This window comes from Microbacterium azadirachtae, assembly GCF_025583665.1.
GTDB classification, from domain to species: domain Bacteria; phylum Actinomycetota; class Actinomycetes; order Actinomycetales; family Microbacteriaceae; genus Microbacterium; species Microbacterium azadirachtae.
On the sequence record NZ_CP099706.1, the window covers coordinates 1,512,155 to 1,528,586 of the forward strand.

A 16,432-nucleotide genomic window follows, 5' to 3' on the forward strand; every position below is an offset into this window, starting at 1 on the left:
GAGGACGCACATGGCACGAATCGGTGAGAGCGCCGACCTGTTCAAGTGCTCGTTCTGCGGCAAGAGCCAGAAGCAGGTGCAGCAGCTCATCGCGGGTCCCGGCGTCTACATCTGCGACGAGTGCGTCGAGCTCTGCAACGAGATCATCGAGGAGCGCATGGCAGAGTCGGCCAACGGCGAGGTCGCGGAGTTCGACCTGCCGAAGCCGCGCGAGATCTTCTCCTTCCTCGAGGAGTACGTCGTGGGGCAGGACCAGGCCAAGCGTGCCCTCTCGGTCGCGGTCTACAACCACTACAAGCGTGTTCGCGCACGCGGAACGCTGCAGCCGGCCGAGCAGAAGGCCGACGAGATCGAGATCGCCAAGAGCAACATCCTGATGATCGGGCCCACGGGCTGCGGCAAGACGTACCTCGCGCAGACGCTCGCCAAGCGGCTCAACGTGCCGTTCGCGGTGGCCGATGCGACGGCGCTCACCGAGGCGGGCTACGTCGGCGAGGACGTGGAGAACATCCTCCTGAAGCTCATCCAGGCCGCCGACTACGACGTCAAGCGCGCGGAGACCGGCATCATCTACATCGACGAGGTCGACAAGATCGCCCGCAAGGCGGAGAACCCCTCGATCACTCGCGACGTCTCCGGCGAGGGCGTGCAGCAGGCGCTGCTGAAGATCCTCGAGGGCACCGTCGCGTCGGTGCCGCCGCAGGGCGGACGCAAGCACCCGCACCAGGAATTCCTGCAGATCGACACGACGAACGTGCTCTTCATCGTGGCGGGCGCCTTCGCCGGCCTCGAAGACATCATCTCCTCGCGCGTCGGCAAGCACGGCGTCGGCTTCGGCGCCCCGCTGCACGACAAGGGCAAGGATCTGGACCTCTTCAGCGAGGTGCTGCCGGAGGACCTGCACAAGTTCGGCCTGATCCCGGAGTTCATCGGCCGGCTTCCCGTCGTCGCCTCGGTCACCCCGCTCGACCAGGCCGCCCTCATCGACATTCTCACCGGTCCGCGCAACGCCCTGGTCAAGCAGTACCAGCGCATGTTCCAGCTCGACGGCGTCGAACTGGAGTTCGAAGACGATGCGCTGCAGTCGATCGCCGACCTTGCTGTGGAGCGGAAGACGGGCGCCCGCGGTCTGCGCGCGATCCTGGAGGACGTGCTCGGACCGATCATGTTCGAGATCCCGTCGGCGGAAGACGTGCAGAAGGTCGTCGTGACCCGCGCCGCCGTCGACGAGGGCGCTCCTCCCACGCTCGTGCTGGCCCGCAAGCGCAAGAGCGCGTGAGCCCCTGCTGTGGGCGGGCGCCTGCGCGCCGCCCACAGCCGTCTCAGGCGTCCAGCCCGCGCCGCTTCAGCAGCGGGGCGATCTCCGCGTCCCGACCACGGAAGCCGCGGTAGGCCTCGAGCGGATCCTGGGAACCGCCGACCGCGAGCAGACGTCGGCGGAACCTCTCGCCGTTCGCGCGCGTGAGCCCGCCGTTCTCCCGGAACCACTCGACCGTGTCGGCATCCAGCACCTCGCTCCAGATGTACGAGTAGTAGCCGGCGCTGTAACCGCCGGCGAAGATGTGCGCGAAATAGGCGGACGAGTACCGCGTGGGCACGGCCGGGTCGGCGAGGCCGATGTCGACGAGGGCGTTCGCCTCGAACGCGGCGACGTCGTCGATCCGCATCCCCGCGCGCAGCGCGTGAAGCGCCTGGTCGAGCCAGGCCGCAGCGAGGTACTCGCTCGTCTCGAATCCCTGGTTGAAGGTCTCCGTCGCCTGGAGACGCGCGATCACGTCGGAGGGGAGCGGCTCGCCCGTCGCGTGGTGGCGGGCGTAGGCGCCCACGATGTCGGGCCAGAGCATCCACATCTCGTTGACCTGGCTCGGGAACTCGACGAAGTCGCGGAACACCTCCGTCCCGGAGAAGTGCGGATACGTCACGTCTGAGAACAGGCCGTGCAGCGCGTGCCCGAACTCGTGGAACAGCGTGTTGACCTCGTCCAGCGTCAGCAGCGTGGGCTCGCCGTCGGCGGGGCGCGCCACGTTCAGGTTGTTCGCGACCACCGGCTTCGTGCCGCGGAGGGCGGACTGGCTCACGATCTCGTTCATCCACGCGCCGCCCCGCTTGCTGTCGCGCGTGTACAGGTCGAGGACGTACAGGCCGAGCGGCGAGCCGTCCTCCTGGAACACCTCGAACGTGCGGGCGCCGGGGTGGTAGACGGGGAGGTCGGGCCGTTCCTGGAACGACAGGCCGTACAGCCGGCCCGCCGCGGCGAACACCCCGTCCTGCAGCACCCGCTCCGCCTCGAACCAGGCCCGCAGCGCCGCGGTGTCGATGTCGTAGCGCGCCGTGCGCAGCTTCTCGGTGTAATAGGCCCAGTCATGCGCCTCGAGGGGGAACGGCTCGTCCTCCGTCTCGTCGATGAGCTGCTGCAGCGCGGCGCGCTCCGTCTCGGCGTTGCGCGCCGCGGGTGCGGCGAGGTCGCGCAGCATGCGCTCGACCGCCTCGGGAGTGCCGGCCGTCTCATCGGCCGTCACCGCGGCCGCGTGACTGGGGTAGCCCAGCAGCGCCGCGCGCTCTGCGCGGAGCGCGACGATCTCGCTCAGGACGCCGCGGTTGTCGTGCTCGCCGCCGCGAGAGCCCCGCGACCGTGACGCCTCCATGATCCGGCGGCGGCTCTCCCGGTTCGTCAGCACGGCCAGAGCCGGATGCCCGGTGAACAGGGGGAGGGCGATCAGGTACCCGCCGTCGAGGCCGCGCTCGGCGGCCGCCCGTGCCGCGGCCGAGAGCTCGCCGGCGCTCAGGCCGTCCAGCTCGGCGGGGTCCTCGAACACCACGGCGAGCTCATTGGTGTCGGCGAGGAGGTTCTTCTCGAACGTCGCACTCAGCGAGGACAGACGCTGATTGAGGTCGGTGAGGCGCACCTTCGCCTCATCGTCGAGGGCGGCGCCGGCGAGGGTCATCTCGCGGTGCCAGCGCTCGACGAGACGGCGCTGCTCGGGTTCGAGCGGCAGGACGCCGAGTTGCGCGTGCAGCTGCGAGATCCGCCAGTACAGGGCGGCGTTCAGCAGGATCGCATCGTGATGGGCGGCCATGAGAGGCGCGAGCTCCTCGTCGATCGCCTGGATCTCGGCCGTGGCATCCGCGGAGCTGACGGTGTAGAACGCATGCGCGACGCGGTCCAGCAGCTCCCCGCTGCGTTCGAGGGCCTCCATCGTGTTCTCGAACGTGGGCATCGAGCGCGCCATCGTGATCCGCCGGATCTCCGCCAGCTGCTCGTCGAAACCCTGCCGGAAGGCCGGCAGGTAGTGCTCCGCGCGGATGCGCCCGTAGTCGGGCACGGCGTAGGGCAGCGGGGAGGGCGTGAGCAGCGGATTCGTCTCGACCGTCATGCTCCGAGCCTAGGAGACGCCCCGGGGCGCGTGTGCGCGGATCCGGGGATCGGCAGCAGGTTTCCGCCGTCAGCGGGCGAGTCGCGTCATCACCCGGCCGAGCGCCTCCGCGGTGAGCCGTACGGAGCGACGACGCAGGTTCTCCGGGCGCGCGAGGACGTCGATCATCCGGTTCGTGCTGACGTACTGCAGCGGGCGCCGCACCACGGCGTCGGTGCCCGGCGACGTGTAGCGGGGGAGCACGCCGATCACGTCGCCGGTCGCGATCACCGAGGCGGCGACGCCGTAGTCGTTGATGCGGTGCACGATCTCCGCCGGACGGTTCGTGATCGCGGAGATCGTGCGCAGCACGTCGTCGGGGGAGTACCCGGCGCGGCTCGTCACCCAGCGCTCGCCCACGACGTCGGACGGCTGCAGCGACGCGCGCTGCGCGAGCGGATGCTCCGGGGACAGCGCCACGTCCAGGGGCTCGGCGGCGAGGGTGAGCACGCGGATGCCGGTCTTCGGCCACGGCGGGCTGTGCTCCATGCGGTGGGCCAGGACGAGGTCGTAGCGCGCCGTGAGAGCCGGGAAGTCGCTCTGCGCCACGTCCTCGTCGGTGAAGCGGATCGCGGGGACGTCCGGACCGGATCCGAGCTCGCGCAGAAGCGGTCCGAACAGCGCCTGGGCCGCGCTCAGGAAGCCGCTGATCGTCACCACGCCGCCCTTGGCCGCCTCGAACTCGTCGACGGCGGATCGGGCAGCCGCCATGGCGTCGAGCGCGGCGGCGCCCGCCTCCGCGAGGGCCTCACCGGCGGGGGTGAGCACGAGCGTGCGCCCCTGCTTCCTGGTCAGCGGGGCGCGGACGCCGCGCTGCAGCGCGGCAAGCTGCTGGGACACCGCCGACGGCGTCACCCGCAGCGCCTCGGCGACGGCGGTCACGCTGCCGAGAGCGCCCAGCTCGCGCAGGATCTGGAGCTGCTGCAACTGCATATGATCATTCAAGCATGTAGCGATGCTTAATGGTTACTCCAGAAGGTAGGGATTGATCTACAGGGTTGTTCGCGGTGGGATCGAAGCATGAAGGCTCTCTACAAGGACGGCCCGCACGCGGGCCTCGAGCTCGTCGACAGGCCGGACCCCGTGGCCGGACCCGACGAGGTGGTCATCCGCGTGCTGCGTACCGGCATCTGCGGCACCGACCTGCACATCCAGCGCTGGGACGACTGGGCGGCGTCCGCGGTGAAGGCGCCGCTGATCCCCGGTCACGAGTTCTACGGCGAGGTGGTCGAGGTCGGCCCCCTCGTTCACGACATCGCGGTGGGCAACCGGGTCTCGGGCGAAGGGCACATCGTGTGCGGCATGTGCCGCAACTGCCGGGCCGGTCGCCGCCAGATGTGCATCCGCACCATCGGACTCGGCGTGCAGCGCGACGGCGCCTACGCCGAGTACCTCACGCTGCCCGCCACCAACGTCTGGGTGCATCACTCCGACGTGACCCCGGAGCTGGGCGCGATCTTCGATCCCCTCGGCAATGCAGTGCACACGGCGCTCGCGTTCCCGCTCGTCGGTGAAGACGTGCTGGTCACCGGCTGCGGCCCGATCGGCCTCATGGCGATCGCGATCGCGCGGCACGTGGGCGCGCGCTTCATCGCCGCGACGGACGTGAGCGCGCCCCGCCTCGAGCTCGCCCGGCAGATGGGCGCGGACGCGGTCGTCGACGTGTCCCGGGAGGACATCCGGGATGCGCAGCGTGCACTCGGCATGCGCGAGGGCTTCGACATCGGCTTCGAGATGAGCGGGGCGCCGAGTGCACTCCCCGCGATGATCGACAACATGAACCACGGCGGGCGGATCGCGATGCTGGGACTGCCCACCGGCCCGTTCGGCGTCGACTGGGGCAAGATCGTCACCCATATGCTCACGGTCAAGGGCATCTACGGGCGTGAGATGTTCGAGACCTGGAACGCGATGGGCGCGATGCTGCAGACCAGCCCCGTGCTGCGCGAGTCGATCTCCCGCATCATCGCGGAGGTGCTGCCCGCCCGCGAGTGGGAGAAGGGCTTCGCGGCGGCGGCCTCGGCCGGCACCGGCAAGATCATCCTCGACTGGACCGAACTGTAGGAGACACGATGTACGGAGCATTCCAGCAGCACCTGGCGGCGGAGCTCGCCGGGATCGACGAGGCGGGCCTCACCAAGCACGAGCGCGGGATCCGCGGTCCGCAGCGGGCGGAGATCATCGCCGACGGCGCCGAGGTGCTCAACTTCTGCGCGAACAACTACCTCGGCCTCGCGGACGACGACCGCCTTGTCGCCGCGGCGAAGGGAGCCCTCGACGACTGGGGATACGGTCTCGCCAGCGTCCGCTTCATCTGCGGGACGCAGGAGCAGCACCTCGAGCTGGAGCGGCGTCTGTCGGGCTTCCTCGGCACCGATGACGCGATCCTGTTCTCGTCGTGCTTCGATGCGAACGGCGGGGTCTTCGAGACCCTGTTCACGGCCGAGGACGCGATCATCTCGGATGAGCTCAACCACGCGTCGATCATCGACGGCATCCGGCTGTCGAAGGCGCGCCGCCTGCGCTACCGCAACCGCGACATGGCGGACCTGGAGGAGCAGCTCAAGGCCGCCGCGGACGCGCGGTTCCGCGTGATCGTCACCGATGGCGTGTTCTCGATGGACGGCTACATCGCGCCCCTCGCCGACATCTGCGATCTCGCGGAGCGCTATGACGCCCTCGTGTTCGTGGACGATTCGCACGCGGTGGGCTTCATCGGGGAGCACGGCCGCGGCACGCCTGAGCTGTGCGGCGTCGAGGGGCGCATCGACATCTATACGGGAACGTTCGGCAAGGCGCTCGGCGGCGCGAGCGGCGGCTATGTCGCAGGGCACCGCGACATCGTGGCGCTGCTGCGCCAGCGCGCGCGTCCGTACCTGTTCTCGAACACGCTCGCCCCGTCGATCGTCGCCGGGACGCTGCAGGCCCTGGACCTCGTGGAGGGATCGGGGTCGCTCCGCGCCGAGCTGCAGTCCAACGCCGCGCTGTTCCGCCGCCGGATGACGGAGGAGGGCTTCGAGCTGCTGCCCGGCGAGCACCCGATCGTGCCCGTGATGTTCGGCGACGCGGCGCTGACGGCACGCATCGCCGCGGAGATGCAGAAGCAGGGCGTCTACGTCACCGCGTTCAGCTTCCCCGTGGTGCCTCGGGGCCTGGCGCGCATCCGCGTGCAGCTGTCCGCGGCGCACACCGCGGAGCAGGTGGAGCGCTGCGTCGCGGCATTCGTGGCGGCGCGCGCCGCTGCCGCCTGATCGTTCTGTTCGCAGCGCCCCTCCGATCCGCGCCACTCGGCGACGGCGACCGGAGGGGCGCTGCTCTGCGTCCTCCGCGCATCGCGCAGACAACGTGGATGCAAAGAAACTCTTGCAAAGAGATGCGTGCAAAGCTATCTTTGCATCATGACCGCGAACGAGAACCCCGCGCAGGAGACCGCGACGGATGAGATGCGCACCCTCGATGCGAGTGCTCTGAAGGCGCTCGCGCATCCGCTGCGGGTCAGGATCCTGGATCTGCTCGCCGAACGCGGCCCGCAGACCGCGAGCTCGCTCGCCGCGCTGATCGGGGAGAGCTCGGGCGTCACCAGCTACCACCTGCGCGCACTCGCCGCCCGCGATCTGATCCGCGAAGTCGCGGGGCGGGGCACGGCGCGCGAGCGCTGGTGGGAGCGCCCGCGCGGCCGGATGTCGTTCTCCGGACCCAACGACGAGATGACGCCCTCGGGCCGGGCGGCCGCGCAGATCGTCGAGGACGAGTTCTTCCGCAACCGGCACCAGCGCCTCATGGATCACCTGCACCGCCCCCAGTCGGAGGTGCCCCAGGAGTGGCGCGACGCGGCGCATCACATGACGACGATGCTCGACATGACCGCGCCGCAGCTGCAGGAGCTGGCGCAGCAGATCGACGCCCTCGTCGAGGCGGCCGTGCAGCGCTACCGGGGACAGACCGGTCCCGGAGTGCGACGGGTCACCGTCCGTGCCGACCTGTTCGATCTTCCCGACGGACGCCCCGAGGGCGCCGTCGCCCTCCGCACCACTGAGACCGAGGAGCTGTCATGACCGCCGCCACGCTGCACATCGCCGCGCCCACCTTCGTCGAGCGGACGGGACTTCGTGTCGCCGACGCGATCACCATGCGGGTGCGCCGGCGCATCGAGCGCCGCGCCGAGCGCCGGCTGCTGGCGCTCGACCTGCTGCGGGAGCAGCAGTCGCGCCGGTCCGATCCCTACCTGCTCGAGCATGCGCTGCAGATGATCGGCTCGCGCTCGCGCTGAGGACGCGCCGACCGGGGCCGTCGGGAGGTCAGTCCCCGAAGGGCCGGACGACGACTTCGCCGGAGGCGGTGCGCAGCACTTCCCACCCCGTGTCGAGCTCGGCGATCGGCCGGCCCTCCAGCCAGGTGAGCGTCCAGGTGCCGCGCAGCACGTTCAAGGCCCCGGTCTGCAGGCTCAGGGTGCCGCCGGCCACGCTGAGCGCCTCCGCCTCGGCGATCGCCGGGCGCAGCGCCGCGGGGACCGAAGCCGGCGGCTCGGAACCCGCGGCCCAGCGCGTGCCGAGCTGCATCACGCCCCCTCGATGGGCGCCAGCTCGATGGCCGTGACGGCGAGATCGTCCGCCTCCGCGAAGGCGAGCTCGGCGATGCGGCCCACGGCGCGCAGGTCGTCGGCCGCCGCCTGGAGGGCGGCGATGTCGGCGACGGGCGCGCTGATCGTGGCCGAGGACACCGGGGTCTTCTGCGAGGCCTTGGCTTCGGTCTTCGCGCGGCGGATGCCGATCAGGGCCTTGCTCGCCGTCGCGAGGATCGCCGGGTCCCCGGCCTCGGCCGAACCGGGCAGCGGACCGAGCGGCTCGGGCCAGGCCGCCGTGTGCACCGAGCCGTCCTCGAACCAGCTCCACGCCTCCTCGGTCGCGAACGACACGATGGGCGCGAGCAGGCGCAGCAGCGCGGAGAGGGCGAGGCGCAGGGCGAGGGCGGCGGAGGCCTGACCCACGTTCGTCCGGTCGTAGGCGCGCTCCTTGACGAGCTCGAGGTAGTCGTCGCAGAACGTCCAGAAGAACGCCTCGGTGATCTCGAGCGCCCGGGCCTGGTCGTAGTTCTCGAACGCCGCCGTCGCGTCGCGGATCACCTCGTCGAGGGTGGCGAGCATCGACGCGTCCAGGGCGTGGGTGATCTCGGCGCCCTCCGGCACGGGGAACGACAGCACGAACTTGGCCGCGTTGAGGATCTTGATGGCCAGGCGGCGGCCGATCTTCACCTGCGTCGGGTTCTGCGGGTCGAACGCGGCATCGGCCCCGAGGCGGCTGGACGCCGACCAGTACCGCACGGCGTCGGATCCGTGTGCGTCGAGGATGTCCGCCGGGGTGACGACGTTGCCCTTCGACTTCGACATCTTCTTGCGGTCGGGATCGACGATGAAGCCGCTGATCGCCGCGTTGCGCCACGGCGTGCGCCCGTCTTCGAGGGTCGAGCGCAGCATGGTCGAGAACAGCCAGGTGCGGATGATGTCCTGGCCCTGCGGACGCAGATCCATCGGCGAGACGAGATCCCACAGCTCGGCGTCGCGCTCCCAGCCCCCCGCGAGCTGCGGGGTGAGCGAGGAGGTGGCCCAGGTGTCCAGGATGTCCGCCTCCGCGTCGAAGCCGCCCGGCACGCCGCGCTGCTCCGCGGTGTAGCCCGCAGGCACGTCGGAGGTGGGGTCGATCGGCAGCGACGCGAGATCCGGGGTGAGCACGCGGTCGTAGTCGCGCTCGCCGTTCTCGTCGAGGGCGTACCAGAGCGGGATCGGCACGCCGAAGAAGCGCTGCCGCGAGACGAGCCAGTCGCCGGTCAGGCCGCCCACCCAGTTCTCGTAGCGGACGCGCATGAACTCCGGGTGCCAGCTCAGCTCGGCGCCGTTCGCGAGCAGCTGCTCGCGGAGCTCGGCGTCGCGCGCGCCGTTGCGGATGTACCACTGGCGCGTGGAGACGATCTCGAGCGGCCGGTCGCCCTTCTCGAAGAACTTCACGGCGTGGTTGAACGGCTTGCCGACGGCGGTCATCGCGCCCGTCTCCTGCAGCTTCTCCACGAGGGCCTTGCGGGCGGAGAACACCGTCTTGCCCGCCATGTTCTCCCCGTACCAGGCCGCGGCGTCCGCGTCCGTCACCGAGGCCGGGGCATCGGGCAGGAAGCGGCCGTCCAGGCCGATCGTGGTCATGTTCGGCAGGTCGCGGCCGTCGGTCGTGCGCAGCTCGCGCCACCACACGATGTCGGTCACGTCGCCGAAGGTGCAGACCATGGCCGCACCCGTGCCCTTGTCGGGCTGGGCGAGGTGGTGGCCGTGGATCTCGATGTCCGCGTCGAAGAACGGAGTGCGCACCTTGGTGCCGATGAGGTGCTTGTGCGGGCCTTCGGGGTGCGTCACGATCGCCACGCAGGCGGGCAGCAGCTCCGGTCGCGTCGTCTCGATGGTGATGTGCCCTGAGCCGTCCGCGAAGGGGAAGTCGATCGTGTGGTACGAGGCCTGCTGGTCGCGGTCCTCGAGCTCGGCCTGAGCGATCGCGGAGCGGAAGTCCACATCCCACAGCGTCGGGGCGAGCGACTGGTACGCCTCGCCGCGCTCCAGGTTGCGCAGGAAGGCGAGCTGGCTCTGGCGGATCGACTCGTCGGAGATCGTGCGGTAGGTCTGCGTCCAGTCCACGCTGAGGCCGAGCTGGCGGAACAGCGCCTCGAAGTGCTTCTCGTCCTCCTCGGTGAGCTTCTCGCAGAGCTCGATGAAGTTGCGACGGCTGATCGGGAGCTGGTCGGCGGCGCGGGAGGACTTGTTGTCGCCGCCCTCGAAGGGCGGGGTGAAATCGGGGTCGTAGGGGAGCGACGGGTCGCAGCGCACGCCGTAGTAGTTCTGCACGCGGCGCTCGGTGGGCAGGCCGTTGTCGTCCCAGCCCATCGGGTAGAACACGTTCTTGCCGCGCATGCGCTCGAAACGCGCCTTGATGTCGGTGTGCGTGTAGCTGAACACATGCCCGATGTGCAGGCTGCCGCTCGCGGTGGGCGGCGGGGTGTCGATCGAGAAGACGCCGTCCCGACCGCTCTGCGCGGCGCGGATCCGGTCGAACAGGAACGTGCCGTCCGTCGACCAGCGCTCACCCCACTTCGCTTCGAGGCCTTCCAGCGCGGGCTTGTCGGGAATCGCGTTCAACGACGACATGGATCTCCTCGTGCGATGTGTGCGGCACCGTGTGAGCGTGCCTGAGTGTGGGGTGTGCCGACAGTCTACCGGCCGGGCCCCGCGTCGCCGTCCCCGATAGATCCACTCTGTCCACAAACCGGTAGCCTGGAGTGTCCCGCACACAGCACTCCCGAGGAACCCCCATGCCTTCTCCGCTCCGGCGTCGAATCCTGCCCCTCGCCGCGCTCGCCGCGGCCGCCGCGCTCGCGCTGAGCGCCTGCTCCGGGTCGTCCGGCGCGGCGTCCTCCGACGCGAACGGCGAGCTCGTCTGGGGCGTCGACGGCAGCCTCCTGTCGGCGGGGAAGATGGATCCGCAGACCAGCCAGCTCGACGTGACCGCGATGGTGCAGCGGGCGGTGCTGGACTCGCTCGTGTTCCAGAAGCCCGACGGATCCTTCGTCCCCTGGCTGGCGAAGAAGTGGGAGGTCTCCGAGGACGGGACCGCGTACACCTTCCACCTGCGCGACGACGTGACCTTCACGGACGGCGAGAAGTTCGACGCGGCGGCGGTCAAGGCCAACTTCGATCGGATCGCCGATCCGGCCACCAAGTCCGCGCAGGCGGCGAGCATGCTCGGCGGGGAGCTGTACAAGGGCACCGAGGTGATCGACCCGACGACCGTGAAGGTCACCTTCTCGCAGCCGTACGCGCCCTTCCTGCAGGCCGCGAGCACGGCGCAGCTCGGCTTCTACGCTCCCAAGGTGCTCAAGGAGAACGCGGCCGACCTCGCGGCGGGCGGCAAGGGCGTCACCGTCGGCACCGGCCCGTTCCGGATCTCGTCCTACACGCCGGACCAGGAGATCGTGTACACCCGCAACGCGAAGTACTCCTGGGCGCCGGAGGGCATGAAGGCGCCGGAGTTCACGACGCTGCGCGTGCAGATCCTGCCGGAGGCCTCGGTGCGCAGCGGGTCCGTCACCTCGGGGGAGATCGACCTCGCGTCGCAGCTGCCGCCGAATCTCGTCTCCCAGGTCAAGGGGAAGGCGGCCGTGACCTCGGTGCGGGTTCCGGGGCTCCCGTACTCGCTGTTCCTCAACGAGAAGAACGGGGTGTTCTCCGATCAGAAGGTGCGCGAGGCGTTCACGCGCGCGATCGACGTCGACACGGCCGTGGACAAGATCTTCTTCGGTCAGTTCCCCCGCGCGTGGAGCATCCTCGGGCCGACCACCCCGGGGTACGACAAGGGCCTCGAGAAGAGCTGGCCGTTCGACAAGGACCGCGCGAACGCCCTGCTCGACGAGGCCGGCTGGACCCAGCGCGGCGCCGACGGCGTCCGCATGAAGGACGGCCACCGTCTCACGGCGAACTGGATCGCCTGGACCCCGGTCTCGGACGATCACGCCGCCCTCGCGAACGCCGTGCAGTCCGACCTCAAGGCGGTCGGCTTCGAGATCACGCGCGAGACGCTCGAGCCCGGCGCCTACAACGCCAAGTACGGACCGAAGACCTTCGACATCACCGACTGGGACTTCTCCGGCGTCGACCCCGACCTGCTGCGTCCGCACCTGGCCACGGACGGCTTCCAGAACGCGTCCTCGGTGAGCGACCCGAGGCTCGACCAGCTCCTCAAGGACGGCATCGCCACGACCGATGACGCCGCGCGCGCGAAGGTCTACGCGCAGGTCCAGGAGTGGAATGCCGAGCAGGATGCGATCGTGCCGCTCTACGTCACCTCGGCGATCACGGCGGTGGGGGAGCGGGTGTCGGGCCTGACCTTCGACATCTACGGCCGTCCGCTGTTCTTCGGCACCAGCGTCAAGTAGTCGCATGCGGCCCCTGCTGCGCCGGCTCGGCGGCATCGCGCTGTCGATCGCGCTGGTGCTGTGGGGCGCCGCGACGCTGTCCTTCCTCGCCTTCCGAGTGCTTCCCGGCGACCCCGTGAGCGTCATGCTCGGGCCCCAGGCGCAGGTCGGTGAGGCGGTGAAGGACCGGATCCGCGCCGACCTCGGGCTGGACCGCCCGCTCTGGCAGCAGTACCTGTCGATGCTCGGGGATCTGCTGCGCGGAGACCTCGGCACCTCGTATCAGCTGCGGCTGCCGGTGAGCGAGGTGATCGGTCGCCAGCTCGGCGCGACGCTGCAGCTGACCGGCCTGGCGCTGGCCATCGCGGTGCTGCTCGCCTTCGCCGGGGTGCTCCTCGCGCGCCGGCCGTTCGCGCGCGGGCTGATCGCGACGGGCGAGCTGATCGTGCTCTCGTCGCCGGTGTTCTGGATCGGGCTGCTGCTGCTCACCGTCTTCGCGTTCGGTCTGGGCTGGTTCCCCGTCGCCGGCAGCCGTACCGGTGCGAGCCTGGTGCTCCCGGCGCTGACGCTCGCGCTGCCCGTCGCGGCGCTGCTCGGGCAGGTGGTCCGCGACGGGGTGGAGGCGGCGGAGCGCCAGCCGTGGGCTCTGACCGTCCGTGCGCGCGGGGCCGACCACGCCCGGCTCACCCTGCGGCACACGCTGCGCCATGGCTCGATCGGCGCGCTCACCCTCAGCGCCTACCTTGTGGGCTCCCTGCTCGGCGGGGCGGTGCTGGTGGAGACGGTGTTCGCACGCCCGGGCCTCGGCCGGGTCACGCTCGCGGCGATCACCGGCCGCGACCTGCCGGTCGTGACCGGAATCATCCTGTTCAGCGCGCTGGTGTTCGTCGTCGTGAACACCGCCGTGGAGCTCGCGGCGCCGTTCCTGGATCCGCGTCTGCGCGGTGCGCGCGTGCCGGCGGTCCCGGCGCTCGCACGCCCGGAGGAGGTGGAATGACGGCCCTTCGGCGAGCACTGCTCGTCCTCGCGCTGCTCGTGCTGGCCCTCGTCGTGCTCGCGGCCCTCGCACCCGGTCTGCTCGCCCCTGCGGATCCGGTGCAGACCCATGTGCGCGACGCACTGCTCCCGCCCGGCCCCGGGCATCCGTTCGGCACGGATCAGAGCGGGCGCGACGTGTACGCGCGCGTCGTGCACGGCGCGGGGCGCTCGCTCGGGATCGGCCTGCTCGCGACCGTGCTCGCCCTCGTCACAGGCCTGCTCGTGGGATCGGCGGCAGGTATCGCCCCCCGGGTGGTGGACGTCGCGCTCATGCGCACCAACGACGTGCTCATGGCGTTCCCGGAGTTCCTGCTGGCGCTCGTGGTGGTGGCGATCCTCGGTCCGGGTACGGCGAACGTGGCGATCGGCGTGACCCTCGCCGCGATCCCCGTGTACGTGCGCCTCGCGCGCGCCCAGACCCAGGTGCTGCGCCGGGCTGAGCACGTCGAAGCAGCGCGGATCCTCGGCGTGGGCGCCTTCACCGCGTTCCGCCGCCACGTCGCCCCCGGCGTCCTGGGCTCGCTCAGCGTGCTCGCCACGATCGGCCTCGGATCCAGCATCCTCGCGGCCGCAGGGCTCAGCTTCCTCGGCCTGGGTCCGACGGAGCCCGCGCCGGAGTGGGGTCTCATGCTCGCCGGCGGGCGCAACGTGCTGGGGCAGGCCTGGTGGATCGCCGTCTTCCCCGGCGTCGCGATCATGCTCACGGTGCTCTCGGCGACCTTCCTCGGGCGTACTCTGCGCGCCCGCGCAGAAGGGAGGCGCGGATGAGCGGTGCACTGTCCGGCATCCGTCCCGCGCTGCGCGTGGCGGACCTGCGGATCGCGATCGGCGGACGTGCGCTGGTCGACGACGTGTCGTTCGAGGTCGCGCCCGGCGAGTGCGTCGCTCTCGTGGGCGAGTCCGGCGCGGGCAAATCCCTCACCGTGCGGGCACTGCTCGGGCTCAGTCCGGTCGGCGCGGCGGTGTCGGCGGCGACGCTCGACGTGGGCGGGGTGGACGCGAGGGCGCTGCCGGACCGCGCCTGGCGCGCGCTGCGCGGAACCCGGGTCGCCCTCGTCTCGCAGGACGCGCTGGTGTCGCTCGATCCGCTGCGCCGCATCGGCGCCGAGGTCGCAGAACCCCTCGAGATCCACGCGCGCCTCACCCGCGCCGAGCGCAGCGCGCGTGTGCAGGAGCTCCTGACGGATGTCGCGATGCCGGATCCGCTCCGACGCGCACGGCAGCGCCCGCACGAGCTCTCCGGCGGGCTGCGTCAGCGCGCGCTGATCGCGAGCGCTCTCGCGGGGGATCCCGCGCTGCTGATCGCCGACGAGCCGACGACCGCGCTCGACGCGACGGTGCAGGCCCGCGTGCTCGCCCTGCTCCGTCTCATCACGGACGCGGGCACCGCCGTGGTGCTGGTGAGCCACGACATGGCCGCGGTGCGCAGGATCGCCGACCGGGTCGTGGTGCTGCGCGGCGGCCGCGTCGTGGAGCAGGGGACGGCGGCGCAGCTGCTCGCCGCGCCCAGGGAGGACTACACCCGGGAGCTGGTGCGCGCCGCGGCGCCGACGCCGCGAGCGCTCGACGGGGACGACGCCGAGGTGCTCGCCACCGTGACAGGGCTGCGCAAGCGCTTCGACCGGCCGGTGCTGCGGGACGTCGCGTTCTCACTGCGACACGGGCGCACCCTGGGCATCGTGGGGGAGTCGGGATCGGGTAAGACCACCCTCGCCCGCATCCTCATCGGCGTCGAGCGCGCGGACGACGGCGTCATCGCGTGGGCCGGGGGCACGCGGCCCAGGATCCAGCTCGTGCACCAGAACCCGCTCGGCGCGTTCGACCCGCGCTGGACGATCGGACGCTCGCTGCGCGAGGCGCTCGCCGCGGGAGGCGCGCCCCGCACGGTGCGCCGGGAGCGCGTGGCGGCGCTGCTGCGCGAGGTCGACCTCGACCCAGGGCTCGCCGCGCGGCGCCCGGCGGAGCTCTCCGGAGGGCAGCGCCAGCGTGCGGCGATCGCCCGCGCTCTCGCCGCGGATCCGGAGGTCCTCGTGCTCGACGAGCCGGTGTCCGCCCTCGACGCGACCGTGCGCGCACGGATCCTCGCGCTGCTGGACCGTCTGCAGCGCGAGCGCGGCCTGACCATGGTGCTGATCTCGCACGACCTCGCGGTCGTCGCCGCCGCGGCGGAGGACGTGCTCGTCATGCAGGACGGCGCGATCGTCGAGCAGGGACCGTCCGCCGCCGTGCTCCGCGATCCGCAGCACCCGTTCACCCGGGAGCTGGTCGCCGCCTCCGGGCTCGACTAGTCCTGCACGTCGATGCCGGCGGCCTGCGCGAACACGGAGGCGAGCGACTCCACCTGACGGCCGGTCAGCGTGGCGCCGCGCAGAGCCGTCACATCGAGGAACGCCAGGGCGTCGAGCCCGCGCAGATCCAGGGAATCGGCACGCAGACCGCGGGTGTCGACCTCGTCGACCCTGCTGCGCTCGAACCGCACCCGGGTCATCGTGGCGGAGGGGAGATCCAGCGTCACCACGGTGCAGTCGGCGATGAGGGAGTCCTGGACCCTGGCCGCGGCGAGGGAGAGGTAGTCGACGCGGGCGTGCTCGAGGATCAGCTCGGCGACGTGCGCGCCGGAGAGATCCAGCGTGCCGATCCGGCCTCCGGCGATGCGCAGCCGCCGGATCGTCGCGTCCCGGAGCGACAGCACGGGGGTCCTGGCGTCGGCGATCTCGACGTCGAGCAGGGTCGCGCCGGTGAGGTCGACCCGGTCCGCGGAGCCGCACAGCACGCACTGCTCGAACTGCGCGTGCGCGAGATCCTCGGCGAGCGGGATCCGCTGGCCCAGGTGATCGCCGTGCCGGCGGCCCTCGGCCTCGGCGAGCTCCTCCGGCAGGTCCGGGGGCGAGACGCGGGGTGGCAGGGGGCGTTCGGTGCTGCGGGCCATGCCACGACCCTACGGCGGCCCGCCGACAGCCGTACCCGGCCGGCGTGGCCGCAGTGCGGCACCGGGCTCCGCGACGACGCTCCGCAGGAGGCGGATCGACCGGCAGAAG

The 16,432-nt window shown here is 71.2% G+C and carries 14 protein-coding genes; 9 read left to right on the plus strand and 5 right to left on the minus strand.

Annotated elements, in window-relative coordinates; translation table 11 throughout:
* Window positions 1-10 precede the first annotated feature (10 nt).
* Complete coding sequence (gene clpX / locus NFX31_RS07185; protein WP_045252299.1) at window positions 11-1,279, plus strand: ATP-dependent Clp protease ATP-binding subunit ClpX; 1,269 nt, start codon at window positions 11-13, stop codon at window positions 1,277-1,279.
* Window positions 1,280-1,322: 43 nt separating this feature from the next.
* On the opposite strand, the gene NFX31_RS07190 is transcribed toward clpX, so the two are convergent.
* Window positions 1,323-3,374 carry a M3 family metallopeptidase gene (locus tag NFX31_RS07190; protein WP_262957074.1) on the minus strand — a complete coding sequence of 684 codons (2,052 nt, stop codon included), beginning with the start codon at window positions 3,372-3,374 and terminating at the stop codon, window positions 1,323-1,325.
* Between the two features lie 69 nt (window positions 3,375-3,443).
* The gene (locus NFX31_RS07195; RefSeq protein WP_262957075.1) at window positions 3,444-4,346 is read right to left on the minus strand and encodes a LysR family transcriptional regulator; all 903 of its coding nucleotides are present in this window, start codon (window positions 4,344-4,346) and stop codon (window positions 3,444-3,446) included.
* A gap of 87 nt (window positions 4,347-4,433) precedes the next feature.
* On the opposite strand from NFX31_RS07195, the gene tdh reads away from it, so the two are divergent.
* The 4 genes from tdh (at window position 4,434) to NFX31_RS07215 (ending at window position 7,683) form a co-directional block, all read left to right on the plus strand.
* Window positions 4,434-5,477 (plus strand): L-threonine 3-dehydrogenase, encoded by a 1,044-nt coding sequence (tdh, locus tag NFX31_RS07200; RefSeq protein WP_045252296.1) that lies wholly within the window; start codon window positions 4,434-4,436, stop codon window positions 5,475-5,477.
* 8 nt (window positions 5,478-5,485) lie between these two features.
* Window positions 5,486-6,664: a glycine C-acetyltransferase gene (locus NFX31_RS07205; protein ID WP_045252295.1), complete on the plus strand. Its 1,179-nt coding sequence runs from the start codon at window positions 5,486-5,488 to the stop codon at window positions 6,662-6,664.
* Between the two features lie 147 nt (window positions 6,665-6,811).
* Window positions 6,812-7,468: an ArsR/SmtB family transcription factor gene (locus NFX31_RS07210; protein ID WP_262957076.1), complete on the plus strand. Its 657-nt coding sequence runs from the start codon at window positions 6,812-6,814 to the stop codon at window positions 7,466-7,468.
* A complete protein-coding gene (locus tag NFX31_RS07215) occupies window positions 7,465-7,683 on the plus strand; it encodes a hypothetical protein (protein WP_262957077.1) in 219 nt (72 codons plus the stop codon). The genes NFX31_RS07210 and NFX31_RS07215 overlap by 4 nt, the downstream gene beginning before the upstream one ends.
* 28 nt (window positions 7,684-7,711) lie before the next feature.
* Here the strand turns inward: NFX31_RS07215 and NFX31_RS07220 are convergent, their stop codons facing one another.
* Both NFX31_RS07220 and valS read right to left on the minus strand, forming a co-directional pair.
* Complete coding sequence (locus NFX31_RS07220) at window positions 7,712-7,972, minus strand: hypothetical protein (protein WP_262957078.1); 261 nt, start codon at window positions 7,970-7,972, stop codon at window positions 7,712-7,714.
* Window positions 7,972-10,593 (minus strand): valine--tRNA ligase, encoded by a 2,622-nt coding sequence (gene valS, locus NFX31_RS07225; RefSeq protein WP_262957079.1) that lies wholly within the window; start codon window positions 10,591-10,593, stop codon window positions 7,972-7,974. The genes NFX31_RS07220 and valS overlap by 1 nt, the downstream gene beginning before the upstream one ends.
* Before the next feature lie 164 nt (window positions 10,594-10,757).
* Between valS and NFX31_RS07230 the strand changes: the two genes are divergently transcribed.
* Genes NFX31_RS07230 through NFX31_RS07245 form a run of 4 tightly spaced genes read left to right on the plus strand, consistent with a single transcriptional unit; the run spans window position 10,758 to window position 15,682 of the window.
* The gene (locus NFX31_RS07230) at window positions 10,758-12,377 is read left to right on the plus strand and encodes an ABC transporter substrate-binding protein (RefSeq protein WP_262957080.1); all 1,620 of its coding nucleotides are present in this window, start codon (window positions 10,758-10,760) and stop codon (window positions 12,375-12,377) included.
* 4 nt (window positions 12,378-12,381) lie between these two features.
* Window positions 12,382-13,353, plus strand: a complete 972-nt coding sequence (locus NFX31_RS07235; RefSeq protein ID WP_091475872.1) for an ABC transporter permease — start codon at window positions 12,382-12,384, stop codon at window positions 13,351-13,353.
* Window positions 13,350-14,162: an ABC transporter permease gene (locus tag NFX31_RS07240; protein WP_091475877.1), complete on the plus strand. Its 813-nt coding sequence runs from the start codon at window positions 13,350-13,352 to the stop codon at window positions 14,160-14,162. Before NFX31_RS07235 ends, NFX31_RS07240 begins: the two co-directional genes overlap by 4 nt.
* Entirely contained in the window at window positions 14,159-15,682 is a 1,524-nt protein-coding gene (locus NFX31_RS07245) for an ATP-binding cassette domain-containing protein (RefSeq protein ID WP_045252287.1), read from the plus strand. The genes NFX31_RS07240 and NFX31_RS07245 overlap by 4 nt, the downstream gene beginning before the upstream one ends.
* Here NFX31_RS07245 and NFX31_RS07250 read toward each other — a convergent pair.
* Entirely contained in the window at window positions 15,679-16,323 is a 645-nt protein-coding gene (locus NFX31_RS07250) for a pentapeptide repeat-containing protein (protein ID WP_262957081.1), read from the minus strand. The two genes, NFX31_RS07245 and NFX31_RS07250, sit on opposite strands and share 4 nt — an antisense overlap.
* Window positions 16,324-16,432 lie beyond the last annotated feature (109 nt).

Coding starts and splice junctions, on each gene's coding strand:
- NFX31_RS07230 (WP_262957080.1), top strand. CDS start 10,758: ATGCCTTCTCCGCTCCGGCGTCGAATCCTGCCCCTCGCCGCGCTCGCC.
- NFX31_RS07190 (WP_262957074.1), bottom strand. CDS start 3,374: ATGACGGTCGAGACGAATCCGCTGCTCACGCCCTCCCCGCTGCCCTAC.
- NFX31_RS07215 (WP_262957077.1), top strand. CDS start 7,465: ATGACCGCCGCCACGCTGCACATCGCCGCGCCCACCTTCGTCGAGCGG.
- NFX31_RS07205 (WP_045252295.1), top strand. CDS start 5,486: ATGTACGGAGCATTCCAGCAGCACCTGGCGGCGGAGCTCGCCGGGATC.
- NFX31_RS07250 (WP_262957081.1), bottom strand. CDS start 16,323: ATGGCCCGCAGCACCGAACGCCCCCTGCCACCCCGCGTCTCGCCCCCG.
- NFX31_RS07245 (WP_045252287.1), top strand. CDS start 14,159: ATGAGCGGTGCACTGTCCGGCATCCGTCCCGCGCTGCGCGTGGCGGAC.
- NFX31_RS07240 (WP_091475877.1), top strand. CDS start 13,350: ATGACGGCCCTTCGGCGAGCACTGCTCGTCCTCGCGCTGCTCGTGCTG.
- NFX31_RS07195 (WP_262957075.1), bottom strand. CDS start 4,346: ATGCAGTTGCAGCAGCTCCAGATCCTGCGCGAGCTGGGCGCTCTCGGC.
- NFX31_RS07210 (WP_262957076.1), top strand. CDS start 6,812: ATGACCGCGAACGAGAACCCCGCGCAGGAGACCGCGACGGATGAGATG.
- clpX (WP_045252299.1), top strand. CDS start 11: ATGGCACGAATCGGTGAGAGCGCCGACCTGTTCAAGTGCTCGTTCTGC.
- NFX31_RS07235 (WP_091475872.1), top strand. CDS start 12,382: ATGCGGCCCCTGCTGCGCCGGCTCGGCGGCATCGCGCTGTCGATCGCG.
- tdh (WP_045252296.1), top strand. CDS start 4,434: ATGAAGGCTCTCTACAAGGACGGCCCGCACGCGGGCCTCGAGCTCGTC.
- valS (WP_262957079.1), bottom strand. CDS start 10,593: ATGTCGTCGTTGAACGCGATTCCCGACAAGCCCGCGCTGGAAGGCCTC.
- NFX31_RS07220 (WP_262957078.1), bottom strand. CDS start 7,972: ATGCAGCTCGGCACGCGCTGGGCCGCGGGTTCCGAGCCGCCGGCTTCG.